22 protein-coding genes are annotated in these 22,715 nt (G+C 50.5%); 3 read left to right on the top strand and 19 right to left on the bottom strand.

Going from position 1 to position 22,715, the window contains the following annotated elements; translation table 11 throughout:
* Window positions 1-20 precede the first annotated feature (20 nt).
* From CBR65_RS21755 to CBR65_RS21745, 3 genes are read right to left on the bottom strand one after another with little or no spacing between them, the layout of a single operon-like run.
* Window positions 21-1,364 carry a replication-associated recombination protein A gene (locus tag CBR65_RS21755; RefSeq protein WP_087468808.1) on the bottom strand — a complete coding sequence of 448 codons (1,344 nt, stop codon included), beginning with the start codon at window positions 1,362-1,364 and terminating at the stop codon, window positions 21-23.
* Window positions 1,364-1,984: an outer membrane lipoprotein chaperone LolA gene (lolA, locus tag CBR65_RS21750; RefSeq protein ID WP_087468807.1), complete on the bottom strand. Its 621-nt coding sequence runs from the start codon at window positions 1,982-1,984 to the stop codon at window positions 1,364-1,366. The genes CBR65_RS21755 and lolA overlap by 1 nt, the downstream gene beginning before the upstream one ends.
* 18 nt (window positions 1,985-2,002) lie before the next feature.
* Entirely contained in the window at window positions 2,003-4,360 is a 2,358-nt protein-coding gene (locus tag CBR65_RS21745) for a DNA translocase FtsK (RefSeq protein ID WP_087468806.1), read from the bottom strand.
* Between the two features lie 257 nt (window positions 4,361-4,617).
* On the opposite strand from CBR65_RS21745, the gene trxB reads away from it, so the two are divergent.
* On the top strand, window positions 4,618-5,565 hold the full coding sequence (trxB, locus tag CBR65_RS21740; RefSeq protein ID WP_087468805.1) for a thioredoxin-disulfide reductase: 948 nt from the start codon (window positions 4,618-4,620) through the stop codon (window positions 5,563-5,565).
* A gap of 579 nt (window positions 5,566-6,144) precedes the next feature.
* Here the strand turns inward: trxB and CBR65_RS21735 are convergent.
* The 16 genes from CBR65_RS21735 to CBR65_RS21660 all read right to left on the bottom strand — a co-directional run bounded on the left by CBR65_RS21735 (window position 6,145) and on the right by CBR65_RS21660 (window position 20,719).
* On the bottom strand, window positions 6,145-6,897 hold the full coding sequence (locus CBR65_RS21735) for a YbgF trimerization domain-containing protein (protein WP_087468804.1): 753 nt from the start codon (window positions 6,895-6,897) through the stop codon (window positions 6,145-6,147).
* Window positions 6,898-6,916: 19 nt separating this feature from the next.
* Window positions 6,917-7,393, bottom strand: coding sequence for a peptidoglycan-associated lipoprotein Pal (gene pal, locus CBR65_RS21730; protein ID WP_087468803.1), 477 nt, complete (start codon window positions 7,391-7,393; stop codon window positions 6,917-6,919).
* A 48-nt stretch (window positions 7,394-7,441) separates the two neighbouring features.
* Entirely contained in the window at window positions 7,442-8,680 is a 1,239-nt protein-coding gene (gene tolB, locus CBR65_RS21725) for a Tol-Pal system beta propeller repeat protein TolB (protein WP_232461460.1), read from the bottom strand.
* A gap of 38 nt (window positions 8,681-8,718) precedes the next feature.
* On the bottom strand, window positions 8,719-9,543 hold the full coding sequence (locus tag CBR65_RS21720; RefSeq protein ID WP_087468801.1) for a cell envelope integrity protein TolA: 825 nt from the start codon (window positions 9,541-9,543) through the stop codon (window positions 8,719-8,721).
* Between the two features lie 6 nt (window positions 9,544-9,549).
* Window positions 9,550-9,942, bottom strand: a complete 393-nt coding sequence (tolR, locus tag CBR65_RS21715; RefSeq protein WP_232461283.1) for a protein TolR — start codon at window positions 9,940-9,942, stop codon at window positions 9,550-9,552.
* Between the two features lie 64 nt (window positions 9,943-10,006).
* Window positions 10,007-10,702, bottom strand: a complete 696-nt coding sequence (gene tolQ, locus CBR65_RS21710) for a protein TolQ (RefSeq protein WP_087468799.1) — start codon at window positions 10,700-10,702, stop codon at window positions 10,007-10,009.
* Window positions 10,703-10,717: 15 nt separating this feature from the next.
* Window positions 10,718-11,128 carry a tol-pal system-associated acyl-CoA thioesterase gene (gene ybgC / locus CBR65_RS21705; protein WP_087468798.1) on the bottom strand — a complete coding sequence of 137 codons (411 nt, stop codon included), beginning with the start codon at window positions 11,126-11,128 and terminating at the stop codon, window positions 10,718-10,720.
* A 34-nt stretch (window positions 11,129-11,162) separates the two neighbouring features.
* On the bottom strand, window positions 11,163-12,188 hold the full coding sequence (ruvB, locus tag CBR65_RS21700; RefSeq protein WP_087468797.1) for a Holliday junction branch migration DNA helicase RuvB: 1,026 nt from the start codon (window positions 12,186-12,188) through the stop codon (window positions 11,163-11,165).
* Between the two features lie 17 nt (window positions 12,189-12,205).
* On the bottom strand, window positions 12,206-12,823 hold the full coding sequence (gene ruvA / locus CBR65_RS21695) for a Holliday junction branch migration protein RuvA (RefSeq protein WP_087468796.1): 618 nt from the start codon (window positions 12,821-12,823) through the stop codon (window positions 12,206-12,208).
* Window positions 12,824-12,870: 47 nt separating this feature from the next.
* On the bottom strand, window positions 12,871-13,389 hold the full coding sequence (gene ruvC / locus CBR65_RS21690; protein WP_087468795.1) for a crossover junction endodeoxyribonuclease RuvC: 519 nt from the start codon (window positions 13,387-13,389) through the stop codon (window positions 12,871-12,873).
* Window positions 13,390-13,504: 115 nt separating this feature from the next.
* Entirely contained in the window at window positions 13,505-14,251 is a 747-nt protein-coding gene (locus CBR65_RS21685) for a YebC/PmpR family DNA-binding transcriptional regulator (protein ID WP_087468794.1), read from the bottom strand.
* A 190-nt stretch (window positions 14,252-14,441) separates the two neighbouring features.
* Window positions 14,442-16,229, bottom strand: coding sequence for an aspartate--tRNA ligase (gene aspS, locus CBR65_RS21680; RefSeq protein ID WP_087468793.1), 1,788 nt, complete (start codon window positions 16,227-16,229; stop codon window positions 14,442-14,444).
* Between the two features lie 55 nt (window positions 16,230-16,284).
* Entirely contained in the window at window positions 16,285-16,569 is a 285-nt protein-coding gene (locus tag CBR65_RS21675; RefSeq protein ID WP_087468792.1) for an FmdB family zinc ribbon protein, read from the bottom strand.
* Between the two features lie 163 nt (window positions 16,570-16,732).
* Complete coding sequence (mtgA, locus tag CBR65_RS21670) at window positions 16,733-17,449, bottom strand: monofunctional biosynthetic peptidoglycan transglycosylase (RefSeq protein ID WP_232461282.1); 717 nt, start codon at window positions 17,447-17,449, stop codon at window positions 16,733-16,735.
* A gap of 9 nt (window positions 17,450-17,458) precedes the next feature.
* Window positions 17,459-20,290: a DUF349 domain-containing protein gene (locus tag CBR65_RS21665; protein WP_087468791.1), complete on the bottom strand. Its 2,832-nt coding sequence runs from the start codon at window positions 20,288-20,290 to the stop codon at window positions 17,459-17,461.
* 117 nt (window positions 20,291-20,407) lie between these two features.
* Window positions 20,408-20,719, bottom strand: a complete 312-nt coding sequence (locus CBR65_RS21660) for a Rieske (2Fe-2S) protein (RefSeq protein WP_087469215.1) — start codon at window positions 20,717-20,719, stop codon at window positions 20,408-20,410.
* 248 nt (window positions 20,720-20,967) lie between these two features.
* Here CBR65_RS21660 and CBR65_RS21655 point away from each other — a divergent pair, with 248 nt between their 5' ends.
* Window positions 20,968-22,311 (top strand): flavohemoglobin expression-modulating QEGLA motif protein, encoded by a 1,344-nt coding sequence (locus tag CBR65_RS21655; RefSeq protein ID WP_087468790.1) that lies wholly within the window; start codon window positions 20,968-20,970, stop codon window positions 22,309-22,311.
* Window positions 22,274-22,714: a hypothetical protein gene (locus CBR65_RS21650; RefSeq protein WP_232461281.1), complete on the top strand. Its 441-nt coding sequence runs from the start codon at window positions 22,274-22,276 to the stop codon at window positions 22,712-22,714. Before CBR65_RS21655 ends, CBR65_RS21650 begins: the two co-directional genes overlap by 38 nt.
* Window position 22,715: the final 1 nt, after the last annotated feature.

The raw sequence follows: 22,715 nt of genomic DNA, 5'->3' as shown, positions 1-22,715 counted from the left end.
AGGATGTTTCCGTAAAAAGATTATTTTCTATAGCGCTGGGTAGAACTGCTGGCATCCAGTGCGCGAAAATGCGCTAATTTTTCCTGAATTTTCAATTCCAGACCGCGATCCACCGGCTGGTAGTAACGACGATCAGCAATGTCTTCCGGTAAATAATTTTCACCCGCCGCATACGCCCCCGGTTCGTCGTGAGCGTAGCGATATTCAGCGCCGTAATCCATGGACTTCATCAACTTAGTCGGTGCGTTACGCAAATGTACCGGCACATCATAAGCAGGCAACTGTTGAACATCGGCCATCACTTGTTTGAACGCATTATACACAGCATTACTTTTAGGCGCTGCCGCCAGATAAACCACCGCCTGGGCTATCGCCAATTCACCTTCCGGACTACCCAGGCGCTCCTGGGTATCCCAGGCGCTCAATGCCAAGGGCAAGGCACGAGGATCGGCATTACCGATATCCTCGGTCGCCATCCGCACAACCCGCCGGGCAATGTACAACGGATCACATCCACCGTCTAACATACGCGCCAGCCAGTAGAGCGCACCGTCTGGTGAGGAGCCGCGCACGGCTTTATGTAACGCCGAGATCTGTTCATAAAACAGATCGCCACCTTTATCAAAACGACGGACATCGCTGGCGAGCACCTCGGCCAACACAGCATGATTGATCGTTTTTTCACCTTGCTGATCATCAGCAAGATCCGCCGCTATCTCAAGCAGGTTGAGCGCTTTACGCGCATCACCATCAGCAGCCAACGCGAGCGTATTCAAGGTTTCATCGTCAATATGAATTTGCTGATTGCCCAATCCGCGCTCGTCATCATGCAGCGCTTGCTGCAATACATGACACAATTGTTCCTGTCCCAAGCCGCGCAATACATAAACACGACAGCGTGACAGGAGTGCGTTGTTTAATTCAAAAGAAGGATTTTCCGTCGTTGCGCCGATGAAGATTAAGGTTCCGTCTTCCACATAAGGCAAAAAAGCGTCTTGCTGGGATTTATTAAAACGATGAACTTCGTCGACAAACAGGATCGTTTTGCGACCACTGCCGGCGCGTTCCTGTTCTGCTACAGCAACGGCGGCCCGGATTTCCTTGACGCCCGCCAGTACCGCTGACAAGGTTTCGAAACGTGCGTGAGCCTGTTCGGCAAATAATTTAGCCAGTGACGTTTTGCCCACACCGGGCGGGCCCCACAGGATCATGGAGTGCAACTGGCCGCGCACAACGGCCTCACGCAAAGGCTTGCCTGGCCCCAATAAATGTTCCTGGCCAATATAATCATCAAGGTTGCGCGGCCGCATGCGTGCAGCAAGCGGCTGGTATACAGGAGGTGTGCCAAATAGATCGCGGCTCATTAATTTCTCAATATTTCCACACCCGGTGGAGGCGTAAATTCAAATAATGATGCATCTAGTGGTTGGTTTCGTTTGACATTGCTCAGCATAAATTGCGATGACTGGCCAAGGCTATCCTGAATATGAAATTCCTTCAGATCATCGCCTGCAAATACCAGAATCAGTTGCTGAAATAATCCATCCGTCACCTTGGGAACCAAAGTAAAGCGGATATTTTTATCGACCGTCTTATGGGTGACCGTAAAATTCTGTCGCAGCTTATCAATATCTTCACTCAACAATAAGGCAGGTGTTTGTTGCAGATCGTTGGTGAAGGGGCGCTCATTAACGGTTTCAAGATCCGGATCGTACAACCAGATAGTTTTATTGTTAGACACCAGCAGCTGCGGAAAAGGTGCTTCCGTTTTCCAATAGAATTTACCCGGACGCTGCAAAGCAAAACTGCCTTGGCTTTCTTCCAGTTTCTCACCTTTTTCATCATACAGACTTTGACTGAATTTACCTTGCAAGGTCGTCATAGCATCCAGCTGCTTGCGCAGCTGTGCAGCACTTTGATCCTGCTCAGCGAAGGCCGCCGTCGTAAAAAGTGCACTGCATACCAACAATATTCTGATTAACATAGTTGTTCCAATAGATAATTAACGACTGCCACCAGGCACCAGGACTTCGCGGTTACCATTGTGGCCTGCGGAAGATACGACACCGGCAGCTTCCATTGTTTCAATTAAACGCGCGGCCCGGTTATAACCAATGCGCAGTTTGCGCTGCACCGAGGAAATTGAAGCCTTGCGTGATTCAATAACAAAGGCAACGGCTTCATCGTAAAGCGCATCGCCTTCACCGTTATCACCCTCGCCTTCCTCGCCGCCACTGATGCCAGGCACCGGGATACTGTTGTTACTGTCATCGGTAATACCGTCAATATAATTTGGCTGACCGCGTTTTTTCCAATCTCCCACCACTTTATGCACTTCATGATCATCCACAAAAGCGCCGTGAACCCGCACGGGAATACTGGTGCCGGGTGGCAAGTACAACATATCGCCATGCCCCAATAATTGTTCGGCACCACCCTGATCAAGGATTGTGCGTGAATCTATCTTGGAAGATACCTGGAATGCCATGCGTGTAGGTACGTTGGCTTTAATGAGACCGGTGATGATGTCTACCGAGGGGCGCTGGGTAGCCAGTATTAAATGGATGCCGGCGGCCCGCGCTTTTTGCGCAATGCGCGCAATCAATTGCTCTACTTTTTTCTTATCAACAATCATCATCATATCGGCAAATTCATCGATCACGACGACAATCATCGGCAAGGTTTCGAGGTTAGGCGCGGTTGCTTCCGCCTCACCTGCTTCGAAATTTTCCTCCGGCTTGAACAGTGGATCAGCAATAGGCGTACCGGCTTTGTTCGCATCATCAATTTTGCGATTAAAACCTGCCAGATTACGCACACCCAAAGCAGCCATTAACTTATAACGTCGCTCCATCTCGCCCACACACCAACGCAAACCATTGGCGGCGTCTTTCATATCGGTAATGACCGGCGTCAGCAAATGGGGAATGCCTTCGTAAACAGACAACTCCAGCATCTTCGGGTCTACCAGAATCAGACGCACTTCTTTAGGTGTCGACTTGTAGAGAAGACTCAACAGCATGACGTTGACGCCCACAGACTTACCAGAGCCGGTGGTACCCGCTACCAATAAGTGCGGCATCCTGGCCAAATCTGCAATGACAGGCTCGCCAGAAATGTCATGTCCCAAAGCCATGGTTAAGGGCGAACGGGAGTTCTCGTAGGTCTCTGACGCGATGACCTCACTTAAACGCACAATCTCGCGATGCTCGTTGGGGATTTCGATACCCATAACAGATTTGCCGGGAATCACTTCAACGACTCGCACACTGATCACAGCCAGTGAACGTGCCAGATCCTTCGCCAAACCGGAAATACGACTGGCTTTGATACCGGGTGCGGGCTGGATTTCAAAACGGGTAACAACCGGACCAGGTTGCACTGAAACCACTTCGATTTCGATACCGAAATCTTTAAGTTTTAATTCCAGCAACTTGGACATAGCTTCCAGCGATTCTTTTGAAAAGCCTTTGTCACTACGTTTATCCGCTGGATCAAGCAAATTCAGCGCTGGCAGTTCGCCCACTACGCTGGTATCCAGAGTCTCGAATAACGATGCCTGTTTTTCTTTTTGCACACGGGGACTGGGTGTCGGCTTTTTGGGTGGTTCTGTGATAACTGGTGGAATGCGTTTGGCTTCCACTTTGGCGTGTTGCGCAACCACTTCCCGTCGATGTTGTTGAGCTTCACTCGCTAATTTTTTCTCATGGCGCCGCCGCTGGAAGTGCAACCACTTTTCCTGCATTTTGCTGATTAGCAACAAGGTGATGCGACCGATCTCATCCATCAGCGCCAACCAGGACAAATCGGTAAAGATGGTCATACCAAACAGAAATACGGCGATCAACAGCAAAGTACCGCCGGTATAGCTAAAGGCACCGCTCACCGCATCGGATACAGATGCACCTAAAAGCCCGCCATGAGAGTAAGGGAGATCAGATATTTCACTGCCGTAATTCATAGCCGCCAGGCCAGTACCCGCAACCATCACCAGGATAAAGCCGACCAAACGCAAGCCGATTAATATCCAGTCCGGTGTGGTTTGATGGGCACGATCGCGAAAAACAATCCAGGCCCGATAAGCCAACATAACGGGGAAGAGGTATGCCAGATAGCCAAACAACGAGAAAAACACATCGGCGATCCATGCACCAAAGGGACCACCCGCATTTTGTATGCGAATATTGGCACCAGTGCGCGACCAGCCCGGATCGCCGGGGTCGTAACTGAACATCGCCAACAATAAAAATAGACAAATGGCCACAAAACCGATCAGCGCACCTTCTTTCACGATCCGCAGGAAAATGCCGGATTCAGGTGCCGCAGGAGCAGTTTTACGACTGGAAGTATTTGATTTCAAAAGCACATTCCCAAGTAATGGACGGTATTTCGCGCCCTATTGTAATAATTAACGTGGTTTTTACCACCATATAAAGAGAAGCATCCAACATTCATGCAATAAAAGATAACTGTTGAGCGGCCGATACCCTATAGCCACAGCCAATATCTTGTATTGAACCAGACAATTTTGCTCACCCCACTGTATTCACTTATCATGGCCACCAATTTACCCATCTCTATTCACAGCTTGTTTATTACGCTTTAAGGATAACTATCATGAGTGACGTACAGCACCACCAACTGATTATTCTCGGTTCAGGCCCTGCCGGGTATACGGCAGCTATTTATGCCGCTCGTGCCAACCTAAAGCCAGTCGTTATTACAGGCATGCAGCAAGGTGGTCAGCTAACAACCACAACCGAAGTGGAAAACTGGCCGGGCGGTCCTCATGACCTCCAGGGACCGGATTTAATGGTCCAGATGCAAGAACATGCCGAGCGCTTTGATACGCAGATCCTCTTTGACCACATCCATGAGACTGTATTGACCGAACGTCCGTTCAAATTGCTCGGTACCAACACCTACACCTGTGATGCCTTGATCATTGCTACCGGTGCTTCCGCCCAATATCTGGGCCTTCCATCAGAAGAAGCCTTTATGGGTAAAGGCGTAAGCGCTTGTGCGACCTGTGACGGATTCTTTTATCGTGGCCAAAAGGTTGCAGTAGTCGGTGGCGGCAATACAGCGGTAGAAGAAGCTTTATATCTGTCCAACATCGCCAGCGAAGTGACCTTGATTCACCGTCGGGATAAATTAAAGTCCGAGAAAATCCTGCAAGACAAACTGTTGGCTAAAGCGGCGAACGGTAATGTGCGGATTATATGGAACCATACACTGGAAGAAGTTCTTGGTGAAGACAGCGGTGTTACCGGCCTGCGCCTGAAAAGCACCCAGGACGGCAGCACTCAGGACATTGATGTTGCAGGTGTGTTTATCGCTATCGGCCACAAGCCTAACACCGATATTTTTGCCGGCCAGCTTGATATGAAAGATGGCTACATCAAGGTAAACAGCGGTTTGCATGGGAATGCCACCGGGACCAATATTCCAGGGGTATTTGCTGCAGGTGACGTAGCTGATCATGTTTACCGTCAAGCTATTACATCTGCCGGAGCCGGCTGTATGGCTGCGCTTGATGCCGAGAAATACCTGGATAATCTTTAAACGCTCCTCAGGATTGTCTCTCTACAGAGGCAATCCTGCCCTCACCGCTCTTTAAGCCCCCTCCAACTAACATAACGTGCGCTGCCGCACTCAATCAGCAATCCTCTTTTCCCTATCGGGCATACCTTAATTGCTTGATTTCAAAAGCTTTAAATTCCAAAGTGATGACAATCACGTCGGATAAGATCCCGATATCCGCGCCATCCTGTAGTCAATTTCCTACAAAAAATAGCGATTTTCTCGACTATCTGCGACACCTCATTTTCTGGAGAATAGCTTTTAACAAGGAAGTACACATTGATGTACCCAGGCCAAGAAAGGTCAAAGGAAGCGCCCCACTCTATCTAAGGAAATACAAAGGAATGTGTGCCGTATAAGGACGTTGTAAACACGGAAGGACAGGCACAAGAGTGGAACAGCAAGGTTGGTCAGCAGGACGCTGAGTTTTAATTACTAAATTCTTTAGCAATTAAAGTAAAACCTGGAGAGGAGCTGGAAAGCTATGGGGCTAACCGCAAGGTTGGCCCCACTCTTTTTTTACATCAAGAATATCGGCCTATAAAAATAAACCCGACACCTTTAGAAATTTTCCTGCAAATATTGTTTAGCCAATCGAGCTGAATCACCACTGCCAGCAGCGACATCTTCAAGCAACTTTCTGCCTTGATCATCTTCCCCTAGCAAGTGGTATACCTTACCCAGCTTGAACTTCGCATCAGGTACTTTGCGATCATTAGGAAACTTCTCAAGCAATTGAGTAAACCAATTTCGCGAATCAGATAATTCATTCTTCAGCAGGTAGATTTCTCCCAGCCAATAATAGCTATTGCCCGCATAGGCGCCGTTGGGAAAACGGGAGAGATGGTCTTTAAAGGCCGCAATGGCGGGATCAATCTGACGCTGTTTCAACAGGTTATATGCTGCAGCATAGACCTCGGCTTCACCGAGAGCACTATTGGAATTCGGAATAGAGACACCGCCACCTGCGCTTTCAACGGGTGACGGTGGCAAAAGAGATGTATCAACAGGAGCAGGATTGCCACCACCAGACAAGGCGTTCAAGCGTTTATCCAGATCAAGGTAGTTATCCATTTGCTGCTGTTTTAAACGAGAAATCTCGTGAGCCTGTTCCTCTACCAAACCTCGTAGCAGAGAAACTTCTTCCTTGAGTGATTGGAGTTCAAAATACGCATTTGTTTGAGCGTTAACCGACTCAATCGGTTGAGCCACCCCAGAGAGTGGTCTCTGGGGCGAGGATTCAACAACCCGCACTTGCGCCTGGGATGCAGGGACTGCAATAAACAGAACAGCAGCTAACAGGTATTTCGACATACGGGTTGTTGACTCTTGATTAGTACTTCAGTTCTACACGACGGTTTTGAGAGTAGGAAGACTCATCGCTGCCAGTGGCAAGCGGACGCTCTTCACCGTAGCTCACAACTTCCAAAGAAGAAGCGCTTACACCTTGCAGTACCAGGAAGTCGCGCACAGCGTTCGCACGACGCTCACCCAGAGCAATGTTGTATTCGCGAGAGCCGCGCTCGTCAGCATGACCTTCCAGACGGGTAGCAGCACCAGAAGATTTCAGACGATCTGCATGAGCCAACAACAGCGCACGGGTTTCAGGCTTCAGAGTAGCTTGGTCGAAGTCGAAGTACACGATAGTTTCGAGCGGTGCTTGCTCTTCAACTTCGTTAACAGTTTCTTCAGGCACTACAGGAGCAGTAGTGGTAGTTTCCTCTTCCTGAGTGCTGCTGCTGGAGCAACCAACCAGGAAAGACATAATAACAGCGAAGGTTAAACCTTGTTTTAATGATTTAGTGATCATGTGTGTGTAACTCCAATCAAGTGGTGAACTAGCAGTACTGAGGTTTATTTAAAAAAATGGTGACCATGCGGGTTCCCGCACATCACCTTGTTTTGATGGTAGACGAACTCTGGTTCTGGCATCCAAGGAAACCGCTGCCAGTATACCCTTACCACCAAAGCGAGTCGCATACATCAGCATAGCGCCATTGGGAGCTATAGTAGGCGACTCGTCTAAATCTGTCTCTGTCAAAATGCGTAAATTTCCTGTCTTAAGGTCTTGTGCAGCGAGGTGATATGTACCACCTCGTTGATGAACCATAACCAAGCTTTTACCATCAGGAGAGACGCGACCACGAGTGTTTTGCTCGCCGTCAAAGGTTACACGCTCCACCTGCAAAGTTGCAACATTTACTTGGTATATTTGTGGCTTTCCTCCACGATTGGAGGTGAAAATAATGCCAGTACCATCGGCCGTCCATGCAGGTTCAGTATCAATTCCAAAATGATTTGTCATGCGCGACAGTTGTCGAGTAATAATATTCAGCGTGTAAATTTCCGGATTGCCATCCTTCGACAAAACCAATGCCAGACGCTGTCCATCAGGCGCCCATGCAGGCGCACCATTCAAACCTTTAAAATTTGTCAGCTGCTCTCTTCTGCCTGTTGCAATCTCCTGAACATAAACTGCAGGACGATCCGATTCAAAAGAAACATATGCAACCCGACGACCATCCGGAGACCACATCGGTGACATAATCGGCTCACCGGATTCAAGCAATAATCGCGAACGAGCTCCGTCCACGTCCGACAACATCAATCGATATTTATCATTTCTGCCTTTCTGTTGAAAAGCTTCTACATAAATCAGCTTGGTGGAAAATATGCCACGAATACCAGTAATAGTTTCATAAACCTTGTCACTGATGTGGTGAGCCAGGTCACGCAATTGAGCTTCCGTCCCATCAACTGACAATTTTGGTAATACTTTGCGCTGACCCAGGACATCAAACAGTTGATAGCTGGCGTAATAACGCCCTGCACGCTGCTCTACAGAGCCTATTAATAAATATTCTGCCTTGAGCACATTCCAATCGCGATAATGCACTTCAGCTTCGTTACGTGGGAAAGACAACATATCAGTTCGCGGAATTGCGGCAAACTGACCGGTGAACTCCAGATCATTACTGACGATTTCACTGATATCTTCCGATAATGCCAAGCCTTGAGTGGCCATAGGTACTACCGCGATGCGAGTCGGATTATCCGCCCCACGGGAAATCTGTATTGTTAACTGGGCTTGTGCCATACCTGAAATCAAAAGCACAAAAAACAGCAAATAACGTTTCACTGACGTAAATCCTCTGGCTGGAATAATAATCGGAATACTCGAAAGTTACGTTCAAATAAATCTGACGGCATACCCATAATCTCGGTAAAGCGATCAACCCGCTTTACCGCCTGTTCGGCCGAACGATCAAATGCGACATCACCACTGCTTTTAATCACCCGCACGTTCACTACCTGACCCGTCGGCACCATGTTGATTTCCAGAATCGCCTGCATGCCGTTTCTGGCGGAGGGCGGACGGCTCCAGTTTTGAATAATCCGCTCCTGTATTAGCGCCTCGTAGCTCTGGACATTAGCATCGTCACTACGTTCACTGAGAAACTGCTCTTCCTTTTGTAAGGCCGCCTCAAGCCGCTCCATTGCTTCACGCTGTTGCTGCTCACGCTTTTTACGTTCAGCCTCGGCCTTACGCTTCTTTTCTTCCTCTTCCTTTTTACGCTGCTGTTCAGCTTTTGCTGCTGCCTGTTTAGCCTGCTCAGTTTTTATTTTTTGCAGACGCGCTTCTTCTGCCTTGGCTTTTGCTTCCTGATCTTTTTTCTGCTGGATTTTTTTTGCTTCGGCTTGTTGGCGCTCTTGCTCTTCCTGACGCTTACGCTCCTGCTCCTGTTTTCGTTGCGCCTCCAGCACCTGAGGTTTTGGTTGCTGGGGAGCAGCGATGGCTTTGGGGGTCATATCGACCAGCGTTGCCTTTACATAATGCGGCTTGTATATCGTTTCTTCCGGTTTGCTTTGCATCCAATTACCAGCAATAAAAATCAACAATGCCGTGTGCAAGGTTACACTGAGCAATACCGGTACTGTAAAAAATCTGTCCAGCTTCATAGATACCTAACGGGGAGGCTCAGTAACCAAGCCGACGGAAGGTGCCCCGGCACTCTGCAATTCGCTCATTAGTGACACAACCACGCCGTAATCAACGCTATGGTCACCTTGCACCAGAACAAGCGTCTTGGGACTCTGCCGCAACACCTTACTCACCATATCCTTGATTTCAGCAAGAGGGCGAGCCTGCTCCGCATCGCCGCCCAGCGTAATGTAGTAGCTTCCGTCCTTTTTGACAGAAACCGTAACCGGCTCTTCATCCTTGTTATCGATTGGCTCCGAGGCTGCTTGCGGCAACTCCACTTTCACACCCTGTGTCAGCATCGGTGCAGCAACCATAAACACGATCAATAGCACCAACATCACATCGATGTATGGCACCACGTTGATTTCAGCCATCGGTTTCTTTTTTACTTTCCGATCAAATCCGGACATATCATTTAACCATGAAATTTGGATTAACTCAGGCGGAAACCTGCTTGCTGTGTACCTGGCGATGCAGAATAGCTGAAAACTCTTCTGCGAAAGTCTGGTAATTTCCCATCAAGGTTTCGGCGCGCGTCGAGTAGCGGTTGTAAGCCAGAACCGCAGGAATTGCTGCAAAAAGCCCGATGGCGGTAGCTATCAGCGCCTCGGAGATACCTGGAGCAACCGTCGCCAGAGTTGTCTGATGCACATTTGCCAGGCCACGAAATGAATTCATGATTCCCCATACCGTACCGAACAAACCGATGTATGGGCTGACAGACGCAACACTGGCCAGAAACGGCAAACCGGCTTCCAGTTTTTCTTCCTCACGCGCCAGCGCTACACGCATGGCCCGCTGTGATCCTTCCATCACTGCATCCGGGTCAGCACCGGTCTGTTGGCGTAAACGCGTAAATTCCTTGAACCCGGCACGGAAAATATTCTCCACGCCGTCGGTATCATTGCGGCCATTGCCTTGGCGGAATAACTGGTTGAGGTCGATGCCGGACCAGAATTGTTTTTCAAAGGCGAGGAAGGAATTATGGGCTTTGCGCTGGTACATTCCGCGCTGAAAAATCATCACCCAGGAAACCATGGAAGCGAGGAAGAGAATCAACATAACCAGTTGCACAACGAAACTGGCTTCGGCAATCAAACTCCAGATCGATAAGGTATTTTCAGCTTCTGACATAACACTCTGTAGCTCTTAGTTGGTATTGGTATGCGACTTGATGCGTTCAAACATGGCGATGGGAATAGGGTTAGGTTTCATTGTCTCGCCGCTGACGCAAGCGATGCGAATTAGACCCTCGCACATTAAATCGTTCCCGCGCAAAACATTCTGTTGAAACTCCACGTAAGTACGCGCGATTTTGACAACCTCAGTCGTCACCTCCAGCTGGTCATCCAGGCGCGCCGGACGCCGATAAATGACTTGTGCAGAGTGAACGACAAGTAAAAGACCCTCGTCCAAAATAGCGGGCTTATCATACCCCAGACTGCGCAAAAATTCTGTACGGGATCGCTCCATGAACTTTAAATAGTTGACGTAGTAAACAATACCGCCCGCATCAGTATCTTCTATGTAAATACGAACCGGTAATGCGAAAGCCGTCATGCGTGAAATTCCATAACCAAAAACATTGGAAAAGTTATTCGGTATCGTCTTGCAAGCGTTTGGGCATGGTTATGCCGAAGTGCAAGTATGCGTTTGCTGTGAGAACACGACCGCGCGGTGTGCGTGCCAGAAACCCTTGCTGAATCAGATAGGGCTCGATGACATCTTCTATTGTTCCGCGATCTTCACTAATGGCCGCCGCCAGACTCTCAACACCTACCGGCCCACCATCAAAATTATTCATCATCGCGAGCAGCAAGCGACGGTCCATATGATCAAAACCCCGATCATCGACATTCAACATATTAAGCGCACCGTCCGCCATCTCAGCACTGACTATGCCATCACCTTTCATCTCGGCAAAATCGCGCACGCGACGCAGCAAGCGATTGGCGATACGCGGTGTGCCACGAGAACGCTTGGCTATTTCAGCTGCACCTTGAGGCTCCATACTCACCCCCAACAATGCTGCGGAGCGCGCAACAATGTGAGTGAGATCAGCAACATTGTAGAACTCCAGGCGTTGCACGATCCCGAACCGATCACGCAAGGGAGAAGTAAGTAAACCTGCGCGGGTGGTTGCCCCCACCAACGTAAACTGCGGCAAGTCCAGTTTGATCGAACGCGCTGCCGGCCCTTCGCCGATCATGATATCCAGCTGAAAATCTTCCATTGCAGGATAAAGAATTTCTTCCACCACTGGGCTCAAACGATGAATCTCGTCGATAAACAACACATCGCCCGGTTCAAGATTGGTCATCAGCGCAGCCAAATCCCCGGCTTTTTCCAATACCGGACCGGAGGTACTCTTCAGCGAAACTCCCATTTCATTGGCAATAATGTTCGCCAATGTGGTTTTACCCAAACCCGGAGGCCCGAATACAAGCGTGTGGTCCAGCGCTTCATTGCGTTTTTTTGCTGCGCCGATAAAAATTTCCATCTGCTCGCGCACCACGGGTTGACCAACATAGTCGGCCAAACTGCGCGGGCGCACCGCCCGATCAAGTTGATCTTCACGATCTCTGGCGGTGGGGGCAATCAAACGATCTGTTTCAATCATACGTTTTCACCATCAGGTTAGACCGGCGCTATGCTGCGCAATGCCAAACGAATAAGTTCCTGGCTGCTCGCCTCCGGATGATGTTTTGCTGCGGAGGCAATCATCTTCGCCGCATCAACCGGTTTATAACCCAGGGCAATCAATGCACTTTCCGCTTCTGCCAACACCTCATTGGTGTTCAATACGCCTTGCTGGTGATTATCCGGCAGATGTTCTGCGTGGGGTAAATCCCAGGTTTTGAGTCGATCCTGTAATTCAATGACCAATCGCTCGGCCGTTTTTTTTCCAATTCCCGGAAGCTTGGTCAGCGCCGTAATATTGTGTTCACGCACACAGCGCGCAATATCGTCTGCTTCCATACCGGATAAAATCGCAATTGCCAGTTTGGGGCCGACACCATTCACTTTAATCAGCGTCCGAAACAGTGCGCGATCACGTTGATCAATGAACGCAAACAATTGATGCAGGTTTTCGGTAATAGAAAGATGCGTGTGCAGCACCACCTCAACACCCAGTGCAGGCAAACGATAAAAAGTCGTCATAGGAGCCTGCAATTCATAGCCCACACCATTTACATCCAGCAACAAATATGGCGGTTGCTTCTCAATAACGGTTCCGCGTAAACGTCCTATCATGAAAACTCACTCTGGTTAATCCGGCTTCTGGCTCTGATATTGTTCGATTAAATCACCCTGCCCCGGCGGAAGCTGCTGGAACCGGCAAGTTTAATCAAATGTTGTTGCGTATTGGCGTGACACAGCGCTACTGCCAACGCATCCGCCGCATCCTCCTGAGGCTCAGCTGGCAGTTTCAACAGGGTTTTCACCATATGCTGAACCTGAGTTTTATCCGCCGCCCCATGCCCTACCACCGATTGCTTGACCTTGCGCGCCTCATATTCCGACACCGGCAAGGCCAAGGCGACTGCCGCCACGATGGCTGCTCCCCGCGCCTGCCCCAACTTGAGTGCCGAACTGGCATTCTTGGCCATGAACACCTGTTCAATCGCCATCTCCTGGGGGCAATACTGCTGAATAATCTGGGTAACGGAGTCAAAGATAATCTTGAGGCGTTCGGGCAGGTCGAGGTCGGGAACGCGAATCACGCCGCTGGTAACATACTCCGCCTTCCGCCCCACAGCATTGATAATGCCGAAGCCGGTTTTGCGGGAGCCAGGGTCGATACCCAAGATCAGTGCCATAAGGATAAGTGCGCGTCTTAAAAGGTGGGGGAAGTGTCACATGGAGTGGCGCCTGTCGCAAGCGCAAGAGCGGCGGCAAGCTGGCTAGCACCAGTTGCCGCAGGAGAAGGTGGTTTTATGAGTTAAGTTGCTCCATTACATCATCCGGAATGTCGGCATTGGTGTAGACATTCTGTACATCGTCCAGATCTTCGAGCATATCGACCAACCCCAGGATTTTTTCCGCGCCCTCTTTATCCAGCGAAACCGTTACTGAAGGGATCATCGCGATATCCGCACTGGCTGGTTTGAACCCGGCTTCAAGGAGCGCATCTTTTACATTGAGATAATCTTCAAAGGACGTCATCACGTCATAGGAACCATCATCGTTGGTAATCACATCGTCAGCCCCAGCTTCCAATGCAGCTTCCATTAATTTGTCTTCATCAATACCTGGCTCGAAACTGATCTGCCCTTTACGACTGAATAAATAGGCGACCGAACCGTCGGTACCCAGGTTTCCGCCGCGTTTGGTAAAAGCGTGACGCACCTCACCCACGGTGCGATTGCGGTTGTCCGTCATGCATTCCACGATAAAAGCAACACCGCCGACACCATAACCTTCGTAGGTAATTTCCTCGTAGTTATCCCCATCAGCAGTACCGGCGCCGCGCGCAATGGCTTTGTCGATGGTGTCGCGCTTCATGTTTTCGCTGAGCGCTTTATCGACCGCAGCGCGCAGGCGCGGGTTATCAGCCGGGTTGGGGCCGCCTTTGGCTGCAACGGTCAGTTCACGAATAACTTTGGTGAAGACTTTGCCTTTTTTGGCGTCTTGACGGGCTTTACGGTGTTTGATATTTGCCCATTTGCTGTGGCCAGCCATGGTTTTCCTCCAAACTTTCTTATTGTGTCGGATTACGCCTGCGGCTAATCCGACCTACTTCTTCTACACATCATCGAGGAGTTGGGTTGCGGGGTGCGAGACCATCAACGGCATGGATGCCGTTGTTGAGCCCCCATGGATGGGTTTACGGCGTGTCTCGCACCCCGCAACCCAACTCCCCACTCCGATACTACTCAGAAACCGGAGCTGCTTGCTCTTTCTTTCTCAAACGAATGTGCAACTCACGCAGTTGTAACTCATCCACCGCACCCGGTGCATCGGTCATAACGCAGGCGGCGCTCTGGGTCTTGGGGAAGGCGATGACGTCGCGGATTGAGCTGGAGCCGGTCATCAGCATGATCAAGCGGTCGAGACCGAAGGCCAAACCGCCGTGTGGTGGAGCGCCGTACTTCAGGGCGTCCAACAGGAAGCCGAACTTCTCGCGTTGTTCTTCTTCATTAATACCCAACAGGTTGAACACGGCTTGCTGCATGGGTTGGGTGTGGATACGGACTGAACCACCACCCAATTCTGTGCCGTTCAATACCAGGTCATATGCTTGTGACAGGGCGGAGCCGGGGTTAGCAGCAAGCTCTTCGGGTGAACAAGAAGGCGCGGTAAACGGATGGTGCAGCGCACTCCAGTTGCCTTTGTCGTCCTCTTCGAACATGGGGAAGTCCACCACCCACAATGGCGCCCACTCGCAGGTGTAGAGGTTCAGGTCTGCACCCAGCTTGCAGCGCAAAGCACCCAGTGCCTCAGTGACAACCTTGTGTTTGTCAGCGCCGAAGAAGATGAGGTCACCGTTTTCCGCACCCACGCGCTCCAGAATCGCCGCGCGCACCGGCACCGGCAGGTTCTTCACGATGGGTGATTGCAAGCCTTCTTCCAGGTCAGATTTATCGTTGACCTTGATATAGGCCAGACCTTTTGCACCATAAATGCCGACAAACTTGGTGTAGTCGTCGATTTGTTTGCGGGTCAATTTATCGTTGCCACCGGGTACTTTCAGCGCAGTGACGCGGGCTTTCGGATCGTTGGCGGGACCGGCAAAGACCTTGAACTCCACATCGGTAACCAGATCCTTGATATCCACCATCTCCAGCGGGATACGCATATCCGGCTTGTCCGAGCCATATTTGGCAATCGCTTCTGAGAAAGGCATGCGCTGTAACTCTGGGAACTCCACACCCATCAAATCGCGGAACAGTTCGCGCACCATGCCTTCGGTTACCGACATGATCTGCTCTTGCGACATAAAGGAGGTTTCAATATCGATCTGGGTGAATTCTGGCTGGCGGTCCGCACGCAGGTCTTCATCGCGGAAGCACTTGGCGATTTGATAGTAACGATCGAAGCCGGCCACCATCAGCAATTGTTTGAAAAGCTGCGGTGATTGGGGCAAAGCGAAGAATTTGCCATCGTGAGTACGCGATGGCACCAGATAGTCGCGCGCGCCTTCCGGGGTGGCCCGGGTCAGTATCGGGGTTTCCACATCGATGAAACCATTGGTGTCCAGGTAGCGGCGAATGGCGCTGGTTACTTGCGAACGGAAACGCAGGTTCTTCTGCATCTCGGTGCGACGCAGGTCCAGGAAGCGGTACTTCAGGCGCACGTCTTCACCGACGTTGGCATAGCTGTCGAGGGGAAATGGAATGGTTTCCGCTTCGTTGAGGATCTTCAAACCCGTGCCATACACCTCAATCTCACCGGTTGGCATGTTCGGGTTCACCGTCGCAGCGGTGCGGGCACGGACCTTACCAGTGACCTGCAAAACATATTCGCTGCGCACTTTGTCCGCGAGCGCAAAATTCTCTTTGCCATCAGGATCAAACACCACCTGCACAATACCGTCACGGTCACGCAGGTCGATAAAAATAACGCCGCCGTGGTCGCGACGACGATCAACCCATCCGCAGAGGGTCACTTCCTGATCAATAAAAGAGGCATTTAGAGCGCCACAGTATTCACTGCGCATAGCATTTTCCTGTTGTCTTGAAAGTCACTGATAAACGTTGCGGCATGAACGCCGATTACGCACTGGCCGGCGTAGAGCTGGCGGCGGGTGCGGCGGCCGGTTTGGTATCACCGGAGCCAGCCGGCTTGCTGCCCTCGCCCGCCAGATTTTTCTTGTTGCCGGATTTAAAGTCGGTTTCATACCAACCACCGCCCTTCAGACGGAAGCCAGCTGCTGAAATTTTCTTTTTCAAGGTCGGTTGCGCACAAGCCGGGCACTCCACCAAGGGAGCTTCACTCAGCTTTTGAATCGCTTCCAATTCATGGTTACAGGATTGACACAGGTATTCGTAAATAGGCATGACAATCACCTCATGAAGTCATCAGGTTAACGATTTTCAACCGGCATCTACTGCCGAAATATAAAAACGCGCGATTGTAACGTAAAAGCCCGCAGGCGAGAACCGTAACATCCGTGGTTTCGTGCATAGCCGGAGATATAAAGAAGATAAACGACCGGCGCCCTTAATCGGGCACCCGGGTGTAGTGCATACGTGCCTGAATACGGCGGGAGTGAGTTACCAGATAGTCGGGATAGCGTCGCTCGAAGCGCCGCGGATTTGGCAGCATAACGGCGATCCTCACAGCCTGGGCTTTATTGAGATTCGCGGCGGAGGTCTCAAAATAGTGACGTGCGGCCGCCTCTGCGCCGTAAACCCCATCGCCCCACTCCACCACATTCAGATAAACCTCCAGGATGCGGCGCTTATCCCAAAGCGCCTCTATCATGCCAGCGATGACGGCTTCCTGTAATTTGCGCACGTAGCTCCGTTTAGGGGATAAAAACAGATTTTTGGCAAGTTGCTGGGTGATGGTAGAACCGCCTGCTGAAAGGCGGCCGCGCCGCTGGTTTTTTTCCAACGCCACCTTGATGCCTTCCCAGTCGAAGCCATGATGGTCAATGAATTTATCATCTTCCGTCGCCACCACTGCGCGTTTCAAGTGAATGGAAATTCGCTCATAGGGAACCCATTGATGGCGCAGCTCGATGTCAGGATTTTTCTCGCGCAATTCATCAAGGCGCAACGCCATAAAACTGGTTTCCACCGGGTTGAACCACTTCCACCACAGCAAATTGGCAAACACCCACAACTGGTATGCCAGCAGTAACACCAGACATACCAGCAGCGCGCGCTTGAGATAGCGACCGGTCACTCGCACAACAGATAAGGGATTGGCCACAGCGATTCCCTAGCGGACGACGTTCAACCAGCAGTTATGGAACCGGGTAAAAAGCGGCGCATAGTCTGCGGCAGATACCGGACCGACAGCCAGCCATTCGAACACCAAACCATCGAATGCGGTGCGCGCATCCGCCGGTTTTTGACCAAAGTTCTGCTCAAGTTGTTTAACCTGATACTCCATCCGTAACGCCTGATCTTGTGCCGGTGTGGTCGCACCGGTAAGAATTTCGGCACGAATACACAACAATCGCAGATCTGCCAGATGTTGCTCGACCCGGGTTTCCGCCAGAGTAGATTCCAGTTTTTGCTGTAGTGCTTTCAAACCACCCGAGGGCAATTGATCAGCAGGTATATTTGCCATTGCATCAGCTTTCAATGCATCCGCCTGTTCAACATCAGTCACCTTGAGCAACGACCATTGGCACTCACGCAGTTGATCGTTGGCTGCAAACAAATTCAACCAGACCTGCTGGCGGGCGAGCTGGCGTTCACGTTTTATTTTTGTTTCGAAGGCATCGACAGCTTGCACGAATGCACTCTTGATTCCGTTTGCCTTCGCCTTGGGCAAAAATCCCAGCGCCGTATATTGCTGCTGCAATTCGTCTACATCTTTACGTGCATCCATAAGTGCCTGACCGTTCAGTTCGGTCAACTCCCGCATCCGGGCAATTAGCTGCTCAGCCGCCGTCAGGTTAGCCTCCAGCTCCCCTTTAAACTCTGCGGTCTGTTGTTGTTTCTTGGCAAAGATTGCATCGCATGCAGCGCGGAATTCGCGCCAGAGTTTTTGATCAAGCGAACGCGCCATCACCCCAACCTGTTGCCACTGCGCTTGCAATTGTTTGACCTCGTCTATCGCTGCGCGGGTATCTTCCTGTTCCAATAATTGCTTTGCGCGCGCAATCAGGTTTTGTTTTTGCGCGGCATTCTTGTTTCGCTCATCATTCAGCTTTTGATCGATGCGCTCAAGCACGGCATCAAACTCTGCCAATACCGGTTGAGTTGCTGCGCGCTCGGTGGGTGAGTAACTGCGCCATTCCTGACGCGCCAGACGCACAACTTTTTCGACTGCCTTCCAGTCAGCAGCATCCCAGGCATAATTCTGTTCGTAGGTTTTTAATTGCTCGACCAAGGCCTTGCAGCTTTCCAGATTGCGCTGACGAACAGCCGCCTGCTCAGCAAAATATTCGCGACAGGGTTGATAAGCTGTTTGTGCCGACTGGTGAAAATCCTCCCACAGTTCCTGATCCTGCTCCTGATTTTCTTTGTGCAGTCCGCCGCCTTTACTGAGCGATTTCCATTCATCCTGTAAGCGCTTGATCTTGATCGAGAGCGCCTCCGGATGCTCCTCGCTGCCGATGAAAGATTTCATCTGCGCAATAAGTTCATGTTTTTTGGGCAGCACAGCGTAATCTTTCCAATCCTGCAATTTATCCAGCATTTCATCCAGTTGCTGCAGTTGGCCCTGCAAATGCGCAGGAACTGTTTTTGCTTGCGCCAACTTTTCCTCAATGGCGCGCCGCAAACCAGCGGCTTGCTGCAATTTACCGGTACTACTGGCGTCCTTCGCTTTGCGAATCAAACCGCCAATTTGCCGTTGCAGATGGTGTTGCTCGGCTTTTTTCGCCTGACGCTGCTTGTCCCATTCCTCCAAAGCGATCTGTGCATCGAGAATATTTTGCGGAACCGTATCGCCTGCAAATATTTTTTTCCCTTCCAGGCGTTGCTTGAGATGGCGATAGACTGGCGGATGATCGTCAGCATCGCTGTCTGCGCTAGCCAATAATGCGACATGGTTTTCAATACTGCCGTAACGCGTCAACTGTTGCTGCAAGGCGGGAATCATTTCTGTCAATGTTACATAAGATTTCTGTTCGCTTGCTGTAGCAGGCTTGTGTGTTGCCGCTTCTTGCCATTGCGCACTGAGTTGCTGGATCTGCGTATCCTCCACCGGCTCACCCACGGCCAATTGTTTTACCAGGGCGGCAAGTGCTTGCAAAATATCCTGGCGATGCTGATCCGCACTGGCCAGTTCAATCGCTTTAGCTTCGGCTTCCGCCTCTGCTGCTTCCACCTCGTTTACCTTTACCTGACATGCGGCGATGGCTTCGTTTGCTTGCTGCTGTTGTGTTTCATTTGCCTGTTCAACCAATGCTTGCCACTGCTGCTGTAACAAATGAAATTTTGCGGTGTAATGAACATCGAACACACGCTGACTGTGTTGCGCGAGCGATTGCAAGAGCGTATCGATAGCCGTTTGGGTGGCCGCAATCGACTTCTCCTCTTCACGGAAACGGTCACATTTATCCTTGACGATTTTATAGACGGCCTTGTCTTTACCTTTGGTGTCTTTTAACAAGTGCTGTAATTGTTCACGGTCTTCAATTTTTTCGGCAGCAATTTGTCGCAGCTTTACCGTAGCGCCTTCGCGAGCCATTTTATACAGCAGTTCATTGTCATTGATGGAGGACAAGAGCTGTTCAAGCCGATCAGCCTGTTGGGAAAAACTCATCACCGCAAAAAGTTTTACCGGATCACCTAATTGCGTAGACAACTGATCGAAGTCAATCTTGCCTGTATCAACCAACGCGGCAAGCCGCTGCCGCGCAATACGCTGCACCTGGTTGCTGGTGGAGCTGAAAGCGATATCGCGCAAAGTATTTGCGTCATCCAGTCGTTCAATTGCTGCTACACGCAACTGATCGTCCTGCTCGCCTTTTTCACCCAAGGCGATACTCATCAGCGCATCAGGCGACAGGCTTTCCAGTGCGGTAATTTTATTGATACGGGTTTCAGGTTGGCTTTTTTTAGTTTTACCAAACAAGCGGGACAAGACGGACATAATGATTTCCTGTTATTAAAAGTGAACCAAGGCAGCAATGCATACCTGGATAAATTGTGGCTAGAGACCACACGGAAATAGAGCAAACAGCAAAAGGACGCACTGGCGCCCGAAAGATCAAAGCACAACACCCACGGTGTTCCCTTCATAAACCAACGGAATATATTCAAGCGAACCGACGCACGCTGCCGCACCACCTTGGGCGCGCCCATCGCGCAGATCAAATTCGATCCCGTGGGTTGGGCACCTTAGCAGATGTTGCCGCACACTGCCCTTGTGCAAGGGTGCATCCATATGCGGGCAGCGATTGGCAATCAGATAAAGCCGCCCCTCTTCCTGCAACAAGAGTAACTCGCGCCCGGCCACACGCAGGGGTTGCCGGTAACCATCGTATAGCTGATGCAGTTTTTCCAGTGCCAGGTATGCCATGGACCTGTCCCCCGATGTCGGATAACGGTTGCGAGCAAGGGCGCGAATAAGGGCTGCCATTATAAAAGCCAGCCGCTGGTTAAAAACAACTCACTGACAGCATTTTTTTACCGCTTATCCTTGTCAGTCCCATGACATGCTCGGAAGAATTTAAGTGACCTTGCTCACAATCAGTTCGCCAAGGTATAAACTGTTCCCAGTTTATACCTTTCGTTACGCGTCACCCGGTCTGTTGTTGGAACCTGCCTATGAAAAACCAAGCCTATCTGGAGCGATTGCAGGCCTTGTCCACGCGCCTGGTAGCACTTCAACGTCCCATCCGTATCCTTGATGCCATTAAATGGCCAGCAGAATTAGAAACTACATTCCGCGCCAAGGACGGTCGCGTGTTGCCGGCCATCGACGCTGACTTTTATCAACGGCAGAAATTAGCCTTTGATCCCGATATCGTCCACCAGGATCTGAAAGACCTGAAGAACGATGTCCGCAGGCACTTGGGGCGCGGCGATGCGCTGGGCCATATTCTTAAGGCGACTATCGAGCAATACCAAATCGTTGTTGAATTATTGCGCCACCGTGGCCAGCCCCAGTTCGGTTATTTCAGCCGCCTGCTCTATGGTTCGGCGCAAGACAAAATTCGCGGCGACCGCAAAACATTGCGGCAGTTGGGTGAGCGCTTATGCCATGTGTTCTCCCTGCCAGCGGTGGACCATCTGAACCGTCCCTACAGCAATCACATCAACGCCGAGCAGGCCGTCGATATTCTCCTGCAGCGGATGAATAATTATTTTTCACCTGGCGAAGTCAGGGTGCAAATCAGCGACGATATTGTGTCGGACGCCTCTGCGGGAGGAGATTGCATCAAGATCAACCGCCGCGCGCATTTTTCCGAACTGGATTTACAGGTTCTGGAAGTCCACGAAGGCTGGGTGCATATCGGCACGACGTTGAACGGGCGCCAGCAACCCTGGGCCACCTGGCTTAGTGTCGGATCACCGCGTATTACCGCGATCCAGGAAGGTATGGCCGTGCTGCTGGAAACCCTCACTTTCAGTTCATTTCCGCAACGTGCCCGCCGTATCAGTGATCGTGTTGTCGCGGTTGACCTGGCAGAACAAGGCGCCGATTTTTGCGAAGTATATCGCTACTTCCTGGAACGCGGCATCAGTGAACACGACAGTTATCGCGTTACCCAGCGCGTGTTTCGCGGCGGCACCTTAACCGGCGGGTCGGTGTTCACGAAAGATATTTCTTACGTCAAAGGTTTCGTCGAAAACGTCAATTTTATTCGTAGCGCCATTCAATCCGGCGTGCCGGAAATTATTCCGATGTTATTTGTCGGCAAAGTGACATTGGATGATCTACCGTTACTTTACGAACGTTATCTGGAAGGTGTTATTACCGGCCCGAAATATTTGCCATCAATGTTTAAAGACCTGAATGGCCTGTATGTCTGGTTCGGCTTTTCGAGCGGCATGTCAGTGATGAATATCGCGCGCGTTCAACAACATTTCAGCAAATTATTTCACAAGTTACCGGAAACGGCGCCATTGTATGGCAACAGCGTCAAGGGCGATGCGGAATTCGATTAATATCGATCATCTCCAAAAAGTAACCTATGAAACATCTGTTTTGAGTGAAAACATGTACTACAAAGTTGTTATTTCCGGAGCCGACATTTTCTTTGAAAATTATGGCAACCCAGTACCGGTGATTGGATTTATTACGTGCCGTCTGATTCAAGCATCATCCGAAGACTTGGCCATTGCCACGATCAAACGCGACATTCTTGTGCACTGGAACCAAAGTTTTAATGCCGATCGCAAGATGGGCATGCCCAGGCTGGTTATAGAGCACATTGTTCCTTTCAAAGGGTTGATCAAGCCGAAGAGTAAACAGGATTATTATTGGTTTACCAGCGACGAACACAAACAGCAGCAACTGGATAAATTTATCAAACCAGGGTCGCGGTGGTTGTGGTGGAAAAAAGCGTGAG

Source organism: Cellvibrio sp. PSBB006 (assembly GCF_002162135.1).
Lineage (GTDB): Bacteria > Pseudomonadota > Gammaproteobacteria > Pseudomonadales > Cellvibrionaceae > Cellvibrio.
This window is presented reverse-complemented; position numbering and strand designations above follow the sequence as displayed.

Coding starts and splice junctions, on each gene's coding strand:
- CBR65_RS21755 (WP_087468808.1), bottom strand. CDS start 1,364: ATGAGCCGCGATCTATTTGGCACACCTCCTGTATACCAGCCGCTTGCT.
- lolA (WP_087468807.1), bottom strand. CDS start 1,984: ATGTTAATCAGAATATTGTTGGTATGCAGTGCACTTTTTACGACGGCG.
- trxB (WP_087468805.1), top strand. CDS start 4,618: ATGAGTGACGTACAGCACCACCAACTGATTATTCTCGGTTCAGGCCCT.
- CBR65_RS21735 (WP_087468804.1), bottom strand. CDS start 6,897: ATGTCGAAATACCTGTTAGCTGCTGTTCTGTTTATTGCAGTCCCTGCA.
- pal (WP_087468803.1), bottom strand. CDS start 7,393: ATGATCACTAAATCATTAAAACAAGGTTTAACCTTCGCTGTTATTATG.
- tolB (WP_232461460.1), bottom strand. CDS start 8,680: ATGGCACAAGCCCAGTTAACAATACAGATTTCCCGTGGGGCGGATAAT.
- CBR65_RS21720 (WP_087468801.1), bottom strand. CDS start 9,543: ATGAAGCTGGACAGATTTTTTACAGTACCGGTATTGCTCAGTGTAACC.
- tolR (WP_232461283.1), bottom strand. CDS start 9,942: ATGGCTGAAATCAACGTGGTGCCATACATCGATGTGATGTTGGTGCTA.
- tolQ (WP_087468799.1), bottom strand. CDS start 10,702: ATGTCAGAAGCTGAAAATACCTTATCGATCTGGAGTTTGATTGCCGAA.
- ybgC (WP_087468798.1), bottom strand. CDS start 11,128: ATGACGGCTTTCGCATTACCGGTTCGTATTTACATAGAAGATACTGAT.
- ruvB (WP_087468797.1), bottom strand. CDS start 12,188: ATGATTGAAACAGATCGTTTGATTGCCCCCACCGCCAGAGATCGTGAA.
- ruvA (WP_087468796.1), bottom strand. CDS start 12,823: ATGATAGGACGTTTACGCGGAACCGTTATTGAGAAGCAACCGCCATAT.
- ruvC (WP_087468795.1), bottom strand. CDS start 13,389: ATGGCACTGATCTTGGGTATCGACCCTGGCTCCCGCAAAACCGGCTTC.
- CBR65_RS21685 (WP_087468794.1), bottom strand. CDS start 14,251: ATGGCTGGCCACAGCAAATGGGCAAATATCAAACACCGTAAAGCCCGT.
- aspS (WP_087468793.1), bottom strand. CDS start 16,229: ATGCGCAGTGAATACTGTGGCGCTCTAAATGCCTCTTTTATTGATCAG.
- CBR65_RS21675 (WP_087468792.1), bottom strand. CDS start 16,569: ATGCCTATTTACGAATACCTGTGTCAATCCTGTAACCATGAATTGGAA.
- CBR65_RS21665 (WP_087468791.1), bottom strand. CDS start 20,290: ATGTCCGTCTTGTCCCGCTTGTTTGGTAAAACTAAAAAAAGCCAACCT.
- CBR65_RS21660 (WP_087469215.1), bottom strand. CDS start 20,719: ATGGCATACCTGGCACTGGAAAAACTGCATCAGCTATACGATGGTTAC.
- CBR65_RS21655 (WP_087468790.1), top strand. CDS start 20,968: ATGAAAAACCAAGCCTATCTGGAGCGATTGCAGGCCTTGTCCACGCGC.
- CBR65_RS21650 (WP_232461281.1), top strand. CDS start 22,274: ATGGCAACAGCGTCAAGGGCGATGCGGAATTCGATTAATATCGATCAT.